Here is a 16,777-nt window from a genome sequence, read left to right as displayed (position 1 = left end):
GGGTGGGCAGAGGACGGGGACGCATCAATCTTAACAGCCGAAGGTGATGAATTTCGCATCTCAGGGTAATCGAGGTTGCCAGCGCCCGATTGTTTACTTAAGATATTAACTATTGACGATGCGCCGCGACGCGCGGCAGGGGAATGACGCATGGAGCTGTCTTGCACGACCGCCGCGGCGCTGCCGTTGCCGGTCGCCATCGGTACCGTCTACGGTGCGCTGCTCAACGAGCGCGCGGCGCTCGACGCGCTCGGCGATGCCGTGACCGCGCCGCCTTACGGCCGTCCGCCGCAGGCGCCGATCCTTTACATCAAGCCGGCCAATACCCATGCGGCCGACGGCTCGGCCGTCGTCGTGCCGGGCGGCGTCGACGCGCTGGAGATCGGCGCGTCGGTGGCCGTCGTGTTCGCCCGGCGCGCCACGCGCGTGCCGGCCGCGCAGGCGCTCGACTACGTGCACGGCTTCACGCTCGCGAGCGACGTGTCGGTGCCGCATCCCGATTACTACCGTCCGGCCGTCCGCTTCAAGTGCCGTGACGGCTTCTGCCCGCTGGGTCCGGAAATCGTGCCGGCCGCCGCGCTTGCCGATGTCGACGCGATCGAACTGACCGTGCGGATCGACGGCGAGCTGGCCGCATCCGTGTCGACCGCCACGCTGATCCGCCCCGTGCGCGAACTGATCGCCGACGTAACGGCCTTCATGTCGTTCGACGCGGGCGATGTGCTGCTGCTCGGTGTCGCGGGCGGTGCGCCGCGTGCCCGTGCGGGCAGCACGATCGAGATTGCCGCCGCTGGCATCGGCACGTTGCGGCACACGCTGATTGCGGAGGAAACACGATGAAGACGGCGCGCGTGATCTACAACGGCGCACTGCATGCGGCCGAACCGGCCGGCGATGGCATGATCCGCCTCGACACGGGGCGGGTGGTCGCCGAGGATGGGGTCGCATGGCTACCGCCCGTCGCGCCGCGCACGACGTTCGCGCTCGGCCTCAACTATGCCGACCACGCGAAGGAGCTCGCGTTCAAGGCGCCGAGCGAGCCGCTGATCTTCCTGAAGGGACCGAACACGTTCATCGGCCACCGGTCGCGTACCGTGCGCCCGGCGGATGCGACGCACATGCACTACGAGTGCGAACTGGCCGTCGTGATCGGCCGGCCCGCGCGCAACGTGAGCCGCGCGCAGGCGCTCGACTGCGTGGCCGGCTACACGGTCGCGAATGACTACGCGATCCGCGACTATCTCGAGAACTACTACCGCCCGAACCTGCGCGTGAAGAACCGCGACACCTGCACGCCGCTCGGGCCGTGGTTCGTCAGCCGCGACGAGATCGGCGACGCGGGCGACCTGACGTTGCGCACGACGGTGAACGGCCGGGAGACGCAGCGCGGCAGCACGCGCGACATGATTTTCGACGTGCCGGCGCTGATCGAGCACATCAGCGGCTTCATGACGCTCTCGCCGGGCGACCTGATCCTGACCGGCACGCCCGAGGGGCTGGCGGACACGAAGCCGGGCGACGAGGTCGTGACCGAAATCGAAGGGATTGGCCGGCTCGTGAACACGATCGTCGGCGAAGCAGACTACTATCGCGCCGGCTGAGCCCGTCGCCCAAGGAGAGTACATGACCATCAAGCACTGGATCGACGGCCGCGAAGTCGAGAGCCGCGAGACCTTCACGACGCTGAATCCCGCGACCGGCGACGTGATCACCGACGTCGCGGCGGGCGGCGAAGCCGAAGTCGACGCGGCCGTGCGCGCGGCGAAGGAAGCGTTCCCGAAGTGGGCGAATACGCCCGCGAAAGAGCGCGCGAAGCTGATGCGCAAGCTTGGCGAACTGATCGAGAAGAACGTGCCGATGCTCGCGGCGCTGGAGACGCAGGACACCGGCCTGCCGATCGCACAGACGAGCAAGCAGCTGATTCCGCGCGCGTCCGAGAACTTCAACTTCTTTGCGGAAGTGTGCGTGCAGATGAACGGCCGCACCTACCCGGTCGACGACCAGATGCTGAACTACACGCTCTACCAGCCGGTCGGCGTGTGCGCGCTGGTGTCGCCGTGGAACGTGCCGTTCATGACCGCGACGTGGAAGACGGCGCCGTGCCTCGCGCTCGGCAACACGGCCGTGCTGAAGATGTCCGAACTGTCGCCGCTGACGGCCGACCAGCTCGGCCGGCTCGCGCTCGAAGCCGGCATCCCGCCCGGCGTGCTGAACGTCGTGCAGGGCTATGGCGCGACGGCCGGCGATGCGCTGGTGCGCCACCCGGACGTGCGTGCGGTGTCGTTTACCGGCGGCACGGTCACGGGCAAGCGGATCATGGAGCGCGCGGGTCTCAAGAAGTATTCGATGGAGCTCGGCGGCAAGTCGCCGGTGCTGATTTTCGACGACGCCGATTTCGACCGTGCGCTCGACGCGTCGCTGTTCACGATCTTCTCGATCAACGGCGAACGCTGCACCGCGGGCTCGCGCATCTTCGTGCAGCGCACGATCTACGATCGTTTTGTTCAGGAATTCGCGCGCCGCGCGAACAACCTGGTGGTCGGCGATCCGTCCGATCCGGCCACGCAGCTCGGTGCGATGATCACGCGCCAGCACTGGGAGAAGGTGACGGGCTACATCCGCATCGGCGAGCAGGAAGGCGCGCGCGTGGTCGCCGGCGGCGCGGACAAGCCGGCAGGCCTGCCCGACCATCTGCGCAACGGCAACTTCGTGCGGCCGACCGTGTTCGCCGACGTCGACAACCGGATGCGCATCGCGCAGGAAGAGATCTTCGGGCCGGTCGCATGCGTGATTCCGTTCGAGGACGAGGAAGAGGGGCTGCGGCTCGCGAACGATACGGCCTATGGCCTGGCGTCGTACATCTGGACGCAGGACGTCGGCAAGGTGCATCGCCTCGCGCGCGGCATCGAGGCCGGGATGGTGTTCGTGAACAGCCAGAACGTGCGCGACCTGCGCCAGCCGTTCGGCGGCGTGAAGGAATCGGGCACCGGGCGCGAGGGCGGCGAGTACAGTTTCGAGGTGTTCGCGGAGATCAAGAACGTCTGCATCTCGATGGGTTCGCACCACATTCCCCGCTGGGGCGTGTGACGGGCGCGGGCGTTTCGCCGCAAGCACAATACGGAGACTCACGATGGGCAAACTGTCCCTCGCCGCGAAGATCACGCACGTGCCGTCGATGTACCTGTCGGAACTGCCCGGCAGGCATCATGGCTGCCGCGAGGCGGCGATTCGCGGCCATCAGCTGATCGGCGAGCGCTGCCGCGCGCTCGGCGTCGACACGATCGTCGTGTCGGACGTGCACTGGCTCGTCAACGCGGGCTATCACGTGAACTGCAATGCGCGGTTCGCCGGCACGTATACGAGCAACGAGCTGCCGCATTTCATCCGCGACATGGAGTACGCGTATCCGGGCAACCCGGCGCTCGGCCGGCTGATCGCCGAGACGGCCACCGCACGCGGGGTCGCGACGCGCGCGCACGAGATCGACAGCCTCGAGCTCGAATACGGCACGCTCGTGCCGATGCGCTACATGAACGGCGATCAGCACTTCAAGGTCGTTTCGATCGCGGGCTGGTGCATGTGGCACGCGCTCGACGAAAGCCGGCGCTTCGGCGAGGCGCTGCTGGAAGCAATCGGGAAGAGCGATTCGAACGTCGCGTTCCTCGCGAGCGGTTCGCTGTCGCATCGCTTCAACGACAACGGCAGCCCCGAGGAATCGATCCACCAGATCAGCCGCGAATTCTTCCGGCAGGTCGACCTGCGCGTGGTCGAGCTGTGGAAGCAGGGCGATTTCAAGACCTTCTGCGCGATGCTGCCCGAGTACAACACGCATTGCCACGGCGAAGGCGGCATGCACGACACCGCGATGCTGCTCGGCCTGCTCGGCTGGGATCGCTACGACAAGCCCGTCGAGATCGTCACCGACTATTTCGCGAGTTCGGGCACGGGGCAGATCAACGCGATCTTCCCGTTGGCCTGAGCGCCGCGCCACGCATCCGACATCCGACTGCAAAGCATGGGACCCGAGTAAGCGCTAAAGCGCTAACTCGGGTCGACAGGAGATTAGCTATGCCACACATCGTCGTCGAATACACCGCGAACATCCGCGACGACGCGCGTATCCCCGCGCTGCTGCGCACGATCAACGCGACGCTGATTGCGCAGGGCGGCGTGTTTCCGACAGGCGGCATCCGCTCGCGCGCGATCGAGCTGCAAGACTACTGCGTCGCCGACGGCACGGAGGACGACGCGTTCGTCCACGTGACGCTGAAGATCGGCTCGGGCCGCAGCGACGACACGAAGAAAGCCGCGTGCGACGCGTTGTTCGACGCAATCAAGACACATTTCGCCGAGCTGTACGCGAAACGCTACCTCGCGCTGTCGATGGAACTGACCGAGTTCAGCGAAAGCGGCTCGTACAAGCACAACAACATCCACGCCCGCTACAAGCGGGCCGGCTGAACCCCAATTCCCGATCCGACCATGCTCGAACCCGCCCTCATCGACCAGCTTGCGCAGCGCCTGCACGACGCCGAGCGCGCGCGCCGGCAGATCCGCCAGATCTCGCTCGACCACCCGGACATCACGATCGACGACGCGTATGCGATCCAGCGCGCGTGGGTGACCCTCAAGCTCGCGGAAGGTCGCACGCTGAAGGGGCACAAGATCGGCCTCACGTCGAAGGCGATGCAGAACACGTCGCAGATCGACGAGCCCGACTACGGCGCGCTGCTCGACGACATGTTCTTCGCGGACGGCGGCACGATCCCGACCGGCCGCTTCATCGTGCCGCGTGTCGAGGTCGAGCTCGCGTTCGTGCTCGGCAAGCGGCTCACCGGCCCGAACTGCACGATCTTCGACGTGTACGACGCGGTCGATTACGTGGTGCCCGCGCTCGAGATCATCGACGCGCGCAGCCAGTCGATCGATCCCGACACGAAGCGGCCGCGCAAGGTGTTCGACACGATCGCCGACAACGCGGCGAACGCGGGCGTCGTGATCGGCGGCCGGCCGGTGCGGCCGCAGGACGTCGACCTGCGCTGGGTCGCGGCGATCATGTCGCGCAACGGCGTGGTCGAGGAAACGGGCGTCGCGGCCGGCGTGCTGAACCATCCGGCGAACGGCGTCGCGTGGCTCGCGAACCGGCTGTCGCGCTTCGATGTCGCGCTGGAGCCGGGGCAGATCGTGCTCGGCGGCTCGTTCACGCGGCCGTGTGCGGCGCGGCCGGGCGACACGTTCAGCGTCGACTACGGCCCGCTCGGGACGATCCAGTGCTACTTCGAGTGAGCGAACGATGCAGATTCCTTCGAATGTCTTCAAGGCCGCGCTTGCGCGCGGCGATGCGCAGATCGGGCTGTGGCTCGGCCTCGCTAATCCGTACAGCGCGGAAGTGGTCGCGGGCGCCGGTTTCGACTGGCTGCTGATCGACGGCGAACATGCGCCGAACACGGTGCCGTCGATCCTCGCGCAACTGCAGGCGGTCGCGCCGTATCCGTCGCAGCCGGTCGTGCGCGTGCCGTGGAACGATCCGGTGATCGTCAAGCAGGTGCTCGATCTCGGCGCGCAGACGCTGCTCGTGCCGATGGTGCAGAGCGCCGACGAAGCGCGCGCGGCGGTGGCGGCGACGCGTTACCCGCCGCACGGGATTCGCGGCGTCGGCAGCGCGCTGGCGCGCGCGTCGCGGTGGAATCGCGTCGGCGACTACCTGCATCGTGCGAACGATGAAATGGCCGTGCTCGTGCAGGTCGAGACGCGCGCGGGGCTCGATGCGATCGATGCGATTGCACGTGTCGAAGGCGTCGATGGCGTGTTCATCGGGCCGGCGGACCTGGCGGCCGATCTCGGGCATCTCGGCAATCCGGGGCATCCGGACGTACAGGCCGCGATCGACGGCGCGATCCGGACGATCAAGGCGGCCGGCAAGGCGCCCGGTATTTTGAGTGCGGATGAAGTGGCGGCGCGGCGCTATCTGGAAGCGGGCGCGTTGTTCGTCGCGGTCGGCGTCGATACGACGCTGCTGGCACGGAGCGCGGAGCGGCTCGCCGCGCAGTTCAAGGGCCGCGGCGGCGACGCGAAGAAGGGCGACGGCACGTATTGACGCAGCGGCTGCGCGCGGCGGTTTTGGTCTGCCGACCTCCGACCTCCGGCCTGCCGTCCTGCGACTTCATGTGCGTGCAGAGCTGCCCATTCTGCGCGTCGTTCTGCCTCCATATAGTTCCCGGGCGTCGTCCCCAGCGCTCGCGCCAGTCTGGCCTGCTGGCGCTACTGCACGAACGTCTGCCCCGTCTCGGCGGCGAAGCGGCGGCACGTCGTCCGTTCACCGATGCCGGCCCATTCGACCCATTCCTCCAGTCGCCGGTTGTCCGCGAGATTCGTAGCCAGTACATCGGTGATCTTCCTGAACCGCAGACCCTGTGGCCGCGCGAGCCGTTGTGCCTCGGTACGCCAAGTTTTTGTAAACCTGATGCAATACTGATCTGAGTGCAGTTAGAATCGCGCAAGAGAGCCCATGTCATATTAATGACAATAAGTAAGCAAAAAGTAATAAAGGGATGGGAATGGACGCGCAAGATATTGTGAGGGCCCTTCACGGCGGATTGCTTCAGCAAGACCGTCTGCTGAAACTCGATACCCCGCTGGGCACCAACGTGCTGCTACCGCATCGCGTAGCGGGCTGGTCTCGGATCGGACGGCAGTACGACTTCACGCTCGATGTGTTGTCGACGCGCAACGATCTCAAACTGAAGAAACTGATCGGGCAACCCATAACCCTGTGGATCCAGCAGGCGAACAAGTCGTATCTGCCTCGGCATGGCTATGTTTATTCGATAAGACGGCTGGGAGCGGAAGGTGGGCTGACCAGCTACCAGATCGGATTCGCATCGTGGATGAATTTCCTCAAGTTTCGCCGGGATCAACGTATCTGGCAGGACAAGCCTGTCGATGAAATCCTCAGCGACGTGTTCAACGCCCATCCGCAAGCGAAAGGACAGTTCAAGTTCGCACTTTCAAAGCCGCTGCCGCCAAGATCGTATTGCACTCAGTACGAGGACGACTGGAACTTCGTTCACCGGCTCATGGAAGCAGAAGGACTGTTCGGCATCTGGACGCAGGCTGGCGATGGCAAATCGCACATGCTGACAGTTACTGATCGCCTAGACACTTGTGAGCAATCTGCTCCGCAAGCGGTTCAATTTTCGCGAGACGGTGCAAATAGCGAGGTCGACGCACTGGTTCACTGGTCCGGAGTGCGAGTCCTGCATAGCGCCGTGCTGACGACGCGCACGTTCGACTACAAGAATCCATCTTCCCTGGGAAATCCCAAGGGCACTAATGTACCGACAGTGTTGCCCGAATTGCCCGAACAGTTGGAGATGTACGAGTACACCGGCCCGTACACCTACCTGAAGCAAGAGCGAGGAGATCACCTTGCCAAGGTGCAAATGGAGGAGTGGGAGTCGAGCGCCAAGCGGTTCTACGGTACTGGCAGCCTGCGTGCGGCCGATGCGGGCAGGTGGTTCGAATTCACCGGGCATCCAGAGCACGATCGGGATTCTGCCGAGCGGCGTGAATTCGCGATTATCGAAACCGTATGGCTGATTGAGAACAACCTCCCAGGCTCAAGTCATCACGCTAACTTCCCTCATGGACTGCAGGGGCGTCTGTCCGACGCAATGGCGAGCCGGGGCATCGGAAACACATCGATCATTGTGCACGATGATGGAGCCAAAGGCTTCTTTCTCGTCGAGATAGAGGCGCAAAGAAAGGCCGTTCCGTATCGCAGCCCGTTCGAACACCGCAAGCCAGTCATGCAGATGCAGACGGCTACTGTGGTGGGTCCGCAAGGTCAGGAAGTCTATACGGATGAACTGGGGCGCGTGAAGGTGCAGTTCCACTGGGATCGCATTGGAAAACGTGACGAGCGCAGCTCGTGCTGGGTGCGGGTTGCACAGCCGTGGTCCAGCGCTCAGTTTGGCGGTATCCAGTTACCGAGAGTCGGTGACGAGGTGGTCGTGCCATTTTTCGATGGTGACCCTGACAGGCCGGTGATCACGGCCCGTGTGGGGAACGGCACGCATCGGCCGCAGTGGAATCTTCCCGATCAACATGCCCTGTCGGGTTTCGTCAGCAAGGAGATTGGTGGAGAGCAGAACAACGTCTGGCTGAAAGACGACACGGCGGGGCAAGTGCAGACCCAGATTCGGAGCGATCATCTTGAGTCAGGACTGCATTTGGGCTACCTCACGCGAGTCAGCGAACCCACTGGGCGCGGCGAGAAGCGTGGTGAGGGTGCGGAGTTGCGCACGGATGGTCACGTTGCGGTACGCGGCGCACGCGGGATGCTCCTGTCGACGCATGCCCGCCCCGGGGCGACTGGGGATACTTTCAGTGTCGACGAGGTGAATCTCCAACTTGTGAACGCGCAGGATATCGCCGCCGGCGTCGCGCAGTCGGCCCAGGCAGCAGGCGCGCAAGATGGCGAGCAAAAGGCTATTGCCAATTCGCTGAAGAGCCAGGCGAACTCGATAAAAGGTGGCGGTACGCTCAAACAGTTCGAGCGGCCGTATTTGGTGTTGGCCAGCCCTGCAGGCGTCGCGGCCACGACTGACGAACAGATTCACCTGAGCAGTGGCAAAACCACTGCAGTTACCACTGGCGAACATATGTCCGTCAGTACGGGCGGTGGATTTTTCGCCAGTGCACGTCGAGCGCTGCGCCTGTTCGCCTATGAGGCCGGTATGAGGCTCGTTGCGGCGGCCGGCGACATCGACGTGAAGGCACTAAAGGACAGCATCAATCTGCTGGCGAAGCTGAACGTTACGGTGACGGCCACGAAAATCACGATTAGTGCGCAGCAGGAGGTCGAGATCAACGGGGGCGGGAGCTATACCCGGTGGACAAGCGGGCAAATCAAGAGCGGCACATCGGGCGGCTTTGAAGTGCATTCAGCAAGCCAGACGTTCGTTGGTCCTGATAGCGTAAGCGCGCCGAATATTCCTGCGTTGCCGCCAGAGAAGGAGCAACTGCACTTCGCTTTGCAGGCGTTACCGGGTGAAGGGCATTTGATTTCCGGCGAGCCCTATGAGCTATACAAGGGGAGCGCAAAGATCGGCGCAGGCGTCACTGACGAATTCGGTCGGATCGTTGTGGACGACCACCAGGCAGGTACCCAAGCCTACACTGCTAAACTCAGCAACGGCGCAGAATACCATTTAAACGTCAAGGATGCGCTCAACGAAGAATCTGATCACCCGGATCAACGCACGAATCAAGGTGAGCGGTATGCCTGAGAGCAACGCCAATCGCATCCACTACTGAGAACAGCAGACATGGCAGATTTCCCACTTAAAACTCACAAACACGCAACAGTCGCGATCGATGAACAATCAAGGTCGGCGAAGAATGCGATGCAATTTCTTGTTGAGCACCGCGACGTGAAAGAAAAGAATGGGGACGGCACCTGCCCGATTACAAAGGGAAACAAGCTCAGCTTCATCATTTGCGGCGAAGAGGGATTCAAGCGGATCGCCAAAGACTTGCGCGATGCGAAGAAATCGGCAGATATCGTCTGCTGGGGTTTTGATCCAGGTATGGAGCTCGAGAGAGGCGGTGAAACGTGGCCACGTGGGCAAACCTACGGACAGTTATTGGACGAGATCACTACCCGCAAGGAAAATCCTGTCACAGTGCGATTGCTGATCTGGTCTACCCCCCGGGGCTCCGCTGTCCAAAACAATATGCCCGGTTTTTCAGATGTGCAGGAAAATTGGACTAGTGGTCCTATTGTTTACCATCTTCGACAGGGGCCCGCGTATGGCGATGAGAATAGCGAGCGTCACAAGGCCTGTGTTGCATGGTGGGCCGAGAACCTACCCGGAGGAAAAATCAATAGCGGAAAGAATCCTCGCCTTCGTGTTGTACTGCGTGAAGTTTCGCCTGCCGATGCGAAAGCCTTGATGACTACTGCGCCTGCAGAAGAGGACAAGCCTGTAACCAGTACATTCAGTGTTGTTGATGAGCGAAGCGGGATGGAGGACTATGGGACACATCACCAGAAACCAATCCTGATCGATTACGATTACGACAACGGAAGTAAGGCGGTTGGTTACGTCATGGGGCTAAATTCGGTTACCGACTACTGGGATCGGACCGTTCACGAAATCGACGATCGAAAGCGTGAGATCTTGTCTTCGCCACTTATTGAAGACGAGCTGAAGCGAGAAATTTCAACGCAGACTGCGCCAGCAAAAACTAGTTTGTACCAGGGCCTGAAAAACAGGCTTTCGAAAAACGACGTGCAGCGCGGAATAGGGCACGAAAACTACGTGCATGGACGTCCCTTTCAGGACTACGCGTGCCGAGTTGTAGGGCCGGCGCTTGCGCAGCTGCATTTCAATTTTGAAAACGCATGGGCTGTGGCACTCAACGTTGGAGAATTGCCGTACCAGATTCCTCCAGCACCACCAGCGAAGATTCCGCGGGTAGCAGGAAATCCGGCGCATCTTGTGCAAATTGTGCGCACGCAACCTCGTGAACGAGAAAAATCGATCAAGGAGGTGTATTTCCAGGCTACCAGTAGTGCACGCAACTACATTTACATGGAAAATCAGTATTTCTTTTACCCGGAATTCGCCCGTCACCTGATCAAAACACGGAAAAAATATTGCGATGACTGGATGAGGATGGCAAATAAGCCAGTTACTGAAATGCCGAAGCTGCATCTTTTTATCGTGATTCCACATCCGGAGCGGGAGGAAATGGTGCCTCGAACATACGATACTCTGACCCTGCTTGGGGCTGGTGATTCGATGTCTGAGCAAAAGGGGCTTGTCGATAAAGGGAAACTTGATTTTGTCTATGAAAAGGGCAGCAGAGGTCGTGGTGAAGTGCTTGATCGACCTAGTGTGGAAAATCTCGAGAAAACGCTGGGTGTCGTTGTCAGTGTCGCGAGATTGCGAACGAGTGGTCCCGATGCTGATCAAAACATGTCTTATCGGGAAATCTATATTCACTCGAAGTTGATGATCATTGATGATGTGTTTATTACGGTGGGTAGTGCAAACCTGAACCAGCGAAGCATGGCTATTGATAGTGAAATTAATATAGCTGCAACCGGTAGTATTTATGCGGCTGATCTTCGCGAGCGTGTATTCGGATTGCTCTATGGTGGCGATGTTAAATATAGCGGTCACCCGAAAGATATGCCGGATACATTCAGGAATTGGAATCGACGGATGAGCAAGAATCAAGACATCCAGCAAGCGGGTACGCAGCCGATGACGGGGTTTTTGTTGCCATTCATCGAGCATCGTTCGACCACGACGCTGTACGGGTCGATCTCCGTGCCAAATGGCGGTGGCCTCGGTGGCTCTCCTGAAAATGTGTACGCATGAATATTTTTATCTACGTGTTGCGTTTTGCCCTCGCCGCTTTGTTGTTAATAACTACGGCGCATGCGGGCATCCTGACTTCTATCGGTAATAAGTTGACCACTGCTATGTCTGATCTGCCACGAAACGAAAAACTACCGCTCTTTGATCCACACCGAAAAGACTTTACCTGTGTATATGAGGCGCAACGGGTGCCGTCCGTTGATCCACAGGCAGAAATGTGGTTCCAGCAAGCGTTGAGGCTGGACGCCCCGGCGGTACCTGCTGACAACGTCGACTATACAAAGGTATATCAGCTCTATCTGCAAGCAGCTGAAAAAAATCATTGGAAAGCGATGCTGAATCTGGCGTCGTTGATCTTGAGTGATCATTCCGGCGTACCAGACCACAATCCGGAAGTCGCCATTCAATGGGTCGAGAAGGCGATGAGGCTCGATATCCCCGACGCGTACGACAGGATGGGTGTATATCATCTCAACGGCGTGGTAAAGGAGGGGGACGCTACGAGCGCTTACGCTTTTTTCCAGCGAGCAGCGGATATGGGTAGTCCGGCTGCAATGGCGTATCTGGGATACAAGTTGGCTGCGTCTTACGATAACCCCAGTGAGGGCTTTTGGGCCAACCAAGCGGTGGGAACCAAGATGCTCGAATGCGCTTTTGCACAGGGATATGGAGATGCCGCAGAGAAGCTGGGTCTGATCTATGCGCGTCCCAATACACTTGAGGCGAAGCTCCGCGCGCTGAAGGTCTTGCATGAAGGTGTGAAGCTCGGGAGCACCAAATGTGCAGATAGCCTCGTATCGGAATTTAACGGGATGGATCTCGAAAATGGAACCAATCTGGTAGGCCATATCGACAAAGCGCGCGCTCAACGGTACGGAAAAATTGCTGATATCTTGAAACTTTACGACGGACGATTGAAGCTTCCCAACCTGGACAAGATACTGCCGTTACCACCAGCGCCGCTACCCAAATGGAACGGTGATGGACAAACGCTGATCAATGCCGCGAAGGCGGTTACTCCACCAGTCAGTCGGCAAAAGAGTAGTGCGCTTCAGGGACGTTCTTTTATACCCGATGGTTATGCGGTCGCCGCATTGGAGACGAGCACGCTTGCAGTCGGTGGGGATCAAAGCGTACCCCAAACGGGATACTGGCTGGCACTGTATGGTTCATCGAATGAGCCCGATGGGCGGTTGATCGCTCGATCTGGCTCGCCAGAGCGCTTTGAAACGGGAGAGCGGTTCGAGTTGCCGTTGCACGAATGGCTATCGCCGGATCGAGTGCAATGGCATTTCCTCGGTGAGGCGTACCGCCTGCCGCCACAGCGTGCAGATTTTTTGGCGAATATGGTTGAAGCGGGATTATTGCGCGAGGTAGCTGCGCAGCCGGTGGCAGTGAAGTGCTCGGGTGATCGTCGCTGCACGGAAACAGGCGTGTGGGAAGGCCGCGTTGCAGATGACCATCCAATGGCCGCTTTGTTTAACCAATGGAATCAGCAAACGTTTGTCGAAAAGGGGCGGGCGTTTCCATCACCTATCGAGCAATTCATCGACATTGCGAACGATGATGTTGAATGGACCTATTTGGGGAGCCCGAATGCAGAAACGGGTTCCGCCGGCATTTACACCATTACTCTTTAAAAGTGGTGTAGTGCTGCATTCGACGTAGGCTGGGGCGGTCATCGTTGACGCCAAGCCCATCGCTCGCAAGAGCGACACCGTCGAGGGCAGTGCGGTGAGATGTCTTGAAACAGGACGGCGGGAGTGTTCTGTCACTGAGGACCCGGCAGACCCGAATGATCGATATCGAATCGCGATGCAGCGTGATAACAGTGTGGGCCGTTCAGTTCGAATATCCGATATATCAGTAAGTGAGCCGCGACTATTCACCCCTGCTGACGGCCGCACCTATCCTTCCGCTCGCCGGCCCGCCTCCATATACTTCCCCGGTGTCGTCCCCAACGCCCGCCGGAACATGTCGATGAACGCGCTCACGTTGTCGTACCCGAGATCGAGCGCGATCGTCGTCACCGGCACGCCGTCGGCGATTCTCTCCAGCGCCCGCAGCAGCCTTGCCTGCTGACGCCACTGGGCAAACGTCAGCCCCGTCTCGGCGACGAAGCGGCGGCTCATCGTTCGTGCGCTGATGCCGGCCCATTCGGCCCATTCCTCCAGCCGCCGGTTGTCCGCAAGGTTCGTGGCGAGCGCGTCGGTGATGCGCACGAGCCGCGCGTCGCGAGGCCGCGCGAGACTTAGCGATTCGACTTCCGACGCGGCGATTTCATCGAGGATCACGTCGGCGATCCGCGTCTGCGCGGCATCGAGTTCCGAATCGCCCCAGCTTGCCGCGCGCTGCACGGCTTCCCGCAGCAGCGGCGACGCCCGGATCGCGCGCGGCGTATCCGGCAGCGCCGCGCAGCGTGCTTCGGCGACGAACGCCGACCAGCCGGAAATCGGCCCGAACGAGCGCAGCGAATGCCGGCAATGCGGCGGAATCCAGATCGCGTGGATCGCCGGCACGACCCAGTCTTGGTCGTCGAGACCGATCGTCAGCAGCCCACTCAGCGCGCCGACGAGCTGGCCGCGCGCATGCGCGTGCGGCGCAGTCACGCGCGGGTCGCGTTGCGACAGGACGGCGGCAACGACGAACGGGCCGTCGTCGGACGTGATGAAGCGGGCGGGCAGGAGCGGATCGGACATGGCCGGATAGCGGTATCGAATGGCTGTTATACCGGAGATCGGCCGGATTCGCACGCCTACACTGCGTCCATCGATGACAACCGGAGTACGACGCGATGCGAGCCGAACAGATGCTTCCCGACCATGCCGACCGGATCGATGCCGGCGGAACGACGATCCGCAAGGGCACCGTCGGCGCGTTTCTGGTCAACGCGCGCGTGCTGACCGATCCCGGCGCCACGCCCGCCGACCGGGCACGCGCGGAAGCCGACGCGATCGATGCGTTGCCCGCGCTGCGCGCGCTCGGCCTGTTCGACGTGATGGAAGTGCGCGATCCGGCGCTGCGCGCGTGGCTCGACGCGCGCTGACGTCCGCCGCAACGGTCGATCGAGATCCCCGATTCAAGGAGCCACCATGAAAGCCGCAGTCGTGACGGGCGCCGGCGAGCGTCCCGTTCATATGGAATTCGAAGCGCCGCGTGCGATGCCGGGCCACCGTCTGATCGACGTGGCGGCGTCCGCGTTGAGCCGGATCGCGCAGGCGCGCGCGTCCGGCACGCATTACTCGTCGGACGGACCCTATCCGTTCGTCGTCGGCGTGGACGGCGTAGGCCGTCTCGACGACGGGCAACGCGTTTATTTCTTCGGCGCCCCCGCACCGTTCGGCGCGATGGCCGAGCGCACGATCGCGCCCGAGGCGCGGTGCGTGCCGCTGCCGGACGGGCTCGACGACGTCACGGCCGCGGCGATCGCGATTCCCGGGATGTCGTCGTGGGCGGCGCTGACCGAACGCGCGCGGCTCGTGGCGGGCGAGACGGTGCTCGTCAACGGCGCAACGGGCACGTCGGGGCGGCTGGCGGTGCGAATCGCGAAGCATCTCGGCGCCGCGAAGGTGATCGCGACGGGGCGCAACGCGGTCGCGCTGGACGCATTGCTGAATGCCGGCGCGGACGCCGTCGTGTCGCTGCAGCAGGACGATGCGGATCTGGCCCGCGCGCTCGAACCGCATTTCCGCGCGGGCGTGGATATCGCGCTCGACTATCTGTGGGGCGCCAGTGCACAGGCGCTGCTGGTTGTCGCCGCGAAGGCGACGCCGGATGGCCGGCCGCTGCGTTTCGTGCAGATCGGCGCGATCGGCGGCGCGGATGTGCTGCTGCCGGGCGCCGTATTGCGCGCGACCGCGATCGAACTGATGGGCAGCGGCCTCGGCAGCGTGTCGCTGCCGCGCTTGCTGGCCTCGGTGCGCGGTGTGTTCGACGTGGCCGGGCCGGCGGGCCTGGCGATCGATACGCGCGCGGTGCCGCTGTCGGCCGTCGGCGAACACTGGAACGATACGAACAGTCTCGTTCGTCCGGTGTTCACGATGCGGGGCGAGTGAACGGCGACTGAACCGCAGCGGGCCAGGCGCTGCGCGATGAGCGAGCCGCGCGGCGACAACCGGCTATCCGTCGTGATGCCGCCGCGCGTGGGGCGAAAGCAGGGCGGCCGCGGGCGAAAGATGCCCCGCCGCCCGCCGCGTCAGGCTCAGAACCGCTGCTGAATCCCCGCCGTCACGCCGACCTGCGAGGTGCCGTATCCCGCGAAATCGCGCGACACGCCGACCTTCTCGCCGTGCTGCGCGATCGCGAACGCACCGGCCGCATACAGCACCGTGCGCTTCGACAGCGCGTACTGCGCACGCACCGACACGAGCGTCGGATCGGCATCCGAGCCGCCCTTGATGTTCTGGTGATAGACGGCCGCGATCAGCGAGAACGTCGGCGTGAACTGGTACGACCCGCCGATCCAGACCATATCGCTCAACTGGTTCGCGGCAGTGGTGTGGTACGTACGCTTGTAATTGCGATAACCAGCCATCGTCTTCAGGTTGCCGAAGTCGTAGCTCAGGCCCGCGTGGATGCCCTGGATGTAGTTGACCGGATCGGCCGGCGTGACGCTGTCGGCCGCGCCGTTCTGGCGGTCGAACGTGACCACCGCCGCGAACGGCCCGCTCTCGTAACCGAGCGCGAAGTCGTACTTCGAGCTGGTCTTCACGCTGCCCGGCACGTTGCCGAAGCCATACAGCGCACCGAACTTGAAGCCGCTGAATTCTCCGTCATAGCGCACGGCGTTCGACGAGCGCGTGAACAGGCCGTCCTTGCGGCCGCCCGTCGCCATCGACGACGTCGCCCACGAGTAGTTCTGCGCGTAACCCATCGGGTCGAACGGCAGCATGTAGTCGTAGGTGACGGTGAAGTTGCGGCCGAGCGTGAATTCGCCCCATTTGCCTTTCAGGCCGACCGTCGCGCGGCGCGCGAAGATCGAGTCGGGGCCGTCGTCGGACGCGCCGTTCGCGAGATCGATCCCGCTTTCGAGGCGGAACACGGCCTTCAGTCCGCCGCCGAGATCCTCGACGCCGCGCAGGCCCCAGCGCGACGTGTTCTTGTTGCCCGACTTGAGCTTGAACGAATTGCCGCCCTGCGGCGCCGCGTGGTTCGTATATTCGATGCCGGCATCCATGATCCCGTACATCGTGACTGACGACTGCGCGTGCGCGGCGGGCGCGGCGATGCAGGCCGCGGCGGCCGAGCCCGTAAGGACTACTGTGCGAAAGGAACGTTCTGCTCGTGACTTCATTGACGGTGTCTCCTTGGTTCTTGTGGGTTGGGTGAAACAGGTGCGGCGTGTGGCAGGCCGCGGCAGACGCCGGAAGACGTCAGCCGGACCG

Annotated in this window: 14 protein-coding genes and 1 pseudogene; 12 read left to right on the top strand and 3 right to left on the bottom strand. The window is 62.2% G+C overall.

The genetic code is table 11. The features are described from left to right. Window positions 1–150: 150 nt before the first annotated feature. The 7 genes from CUJ89_RS25195 (at window position 151) to hpaI (ending at window position 6,097) form a co-directional block, all read left to right on the top strand. Window positions 151–840, top strand: coding sequence for a fumarylacetoacetate hydrolase family protein (locus CUJ89_RS25195; protein WP_114180093.1), 690 nt, complete (start codon window positions 151–153; stop codon window positions 838–840). Beyond that, window positions 837–1,601 carry a fumarylacetoacetate hydrolase family protein gene (locus tag CUJ89_RS25190; protein WP_114180092.1) on the top strand — a complete coding sequence of 255 codons (765 nt, stop codon included), beginning with the start codon at window positions 837–839 and terminating at the stop codon, window positions 1,599–1,601. The genes CUJ89_RS25195 and CUJ89_RS25190 overlap by 4 nt, the downstream gene beginning before the upstream one ends. Before the next feature lie 22 nt (window positions 1,602–1,623). Beyond that, window positions 1,624–3,087 carry a 5-carboxymethyl-2-hydroxymuconate semialdehyde dehydrogenase gene (hpaE, locus tag CUJ89_RS25185; RefSeq protein WP_114180091.1) on the top strand — a complete coding sequence of 488 codons (1,464 nt, stop codon included), beginning with the start codon at window positions 1,624–1,626 and terminating at the stop codon, window positions 3,085–3,087. A 43-nt stretch (window positions 3,088–3,130) separates the two neighbouring features. Next, complete coding sequence (gene hpaD, locus CUJ89_RS25180) at window positions 3,131–3,979, top strand: 3,4-dihydroxyphenylacetate 2,3-dioxygenase (RefSeq protein WP_114180090.1); 849 nt, start codon at window positions 3,131–3,133, stop codon at window positions 3,977–3,979. A gap of 89 nt (window positions 3,980–4,068) precedes the next feature. Then, on the top strand, window positions 4,069–4,461 hold the full coding sequence (locus CUJ89_RS25175) for a 5-carboxymethyl-2-hydroxymuconate Delta-isomerase (protein ID WP_114180089.1): 393 nt from the start codon (window positions 4,069–4,071) through the stop codon (window positions 4,459–4,461). 21 nt (window positions 4,462–4,482) lie between these two features. After that, the gene (gene hpaH / locus CUJ89_RS25170; protein WP_114180088.1) at window positions 4,483–5,286 is read left to right on the top strand and encodes a 2-oxo-hept-4-ene-1,7-dioate hydratase; all 804 of its coding nucleotides are present in this window, start codon (window positions 4,483–4,485) and stop codon (window positions 5,284–5,286) included. A 7-nt stretch (window positions 5,287–5,293) separates the two neighbouring features. Beyond that, window positions 5,294–6,097, top strand: a complete 804-nt coding sequence (hpaI, locus tag CUJ89_RS25165) for a 4-hydroxy-2-oxoheptanedioate aldolase (protein ID WP_114180087.1) — start codon at window positions 5,294–5,296, stop codon at window positions 6,095–6,097. A gap of 92 nt (window positions 6,098–6,189) precedes the next feature. On the opposite strand, the pseudogene CUJ89_RS38625 reads toward hpaI, so the two are convergent. Continuing rightward, window positions 6,190–6,438, bottom strand: a pseudogene (locus CUJ89_RS38625) (AraC family transcriptional regulator); the annotation flags it as partial. A gap of 119 nt (window positions 6,439–6,557) precedes the next feature. Here CUJ89_RS38625 and CUJ89_RS25155 point away from each other — a divergent pair. From CUJ89_RS25155 to CUJ89_RS25145, 3 genes are read left to right on the top strand one after another with little or no spacing between them, the layout of a single operon-like run. Continuing rightward, window positions 6,558–9,290: a type VI secretion system Vgr family protein gene (locus CUJ89_RS25155; RefSeq protein ID WP_114181550.1), complete on the top strand. Its 2,733-nt coding sequence runs from the start codon at window positions 6,558–6,560 to the stop codon at window positions 9,288–9,290. A 39-nt stretch (window positions 9,291–9,329) separates the two neighbouring features. Beyond that, entirely contained in the window at window positions 9,330–11,393 is a 2,064-nt protein-coding gene (locus CUJ89_RS25150) for a phospholipase D-like domain-containing protein (RefSeq protein ID WP_114180086.1), read from the top strand. Further along, window positions 11,390–13,033 carry a DUF6396 domain-containing protein gene (locus CUJ89_RS25145; protein ID WP_236655079.1) on the top strand — a complete coding sequence of 548 codons (1,644 nt, stop codon included), beginning with the start codon at window positions 11,390–11,392 and terminating at the stop codon, window positions 13,031–13,033. Before CUJ89_RS25150 ends, CUJ89_RS25145 begins: the two co-directional genes overlap by 4 nt. A gap of 267 nt (window positions 13,034–13,300) precedes the next feature. On the opposite strand, the gene CUJ89_RS25140 is transcribed toward CUJ89_RS25145, so the two are convergent. Beyond that, window positions 13,301–14,092 carry an AraC family transcriptional regulator gene (locus tag CUJ89_RS25140; protein ID WP_114180085.1) on the bottom strand — a complete coding sequence of 264 codons (792 nt, stop codon included), beginning with the start codon at window positions 14,090–14,092 and terminating at the stop codon, window positions 13,301–13,303. 95 nt (window positions 14,093–14,187) lie between these two features. On the opposite strand from CUJ89_RS25140, the gene CUJ89_RS25135 reads away from it, so the two are divergent. Next, a complete protein-coding gene (locus CUJ89_RS25135; protein WP_034179673.1) occupies window positions 14,188–14,439 on the top strand; it encodes a hypothetical protein in 252 nt (83 codons plus the stop codon). Between the two features lie 46 nt (window positions 14,440–14,485). Next, entirely contained in the window at window positions 14,486–15,448 is a 963-nt protein-coding gene (locus CUJ89_RS25130; RefSeq protein ID WP_114180084.1) for a quinone oxidoreductase family protein, read from the top strand. Between the two features lie 146 nt (window positions 15,449–15,594). Here the strand turns inward: CUJ89_RS25130 and CUJ89_RS25125 are convergent, their stop codons facing one another. Next, a complete protein-coding gene (locus CUJ89_RS25125) occupies window positions 15,595–16,686 on the bottom strand; it encodes a porin (RefSeq protein WP_114180083.1) in 1,092 nt (363 codons plus the stop codon). Window positions 16,687–16,777 lie beyond the last annotated feature (91 nt).

This window comes from Burkholderia pyrrocinia, from assembly GCF_003330765.1.
Classification (GTDB): Bacteria; Pseudomonadota; Gammaproteobacteria; order Burkholderiales; family Burkholderiaceae; genus Burkholderia; species Burkholderia pyrrocinia_B.
This window is presented reverse-complemented; position numbering and strand designations above follow the sequence as displayed.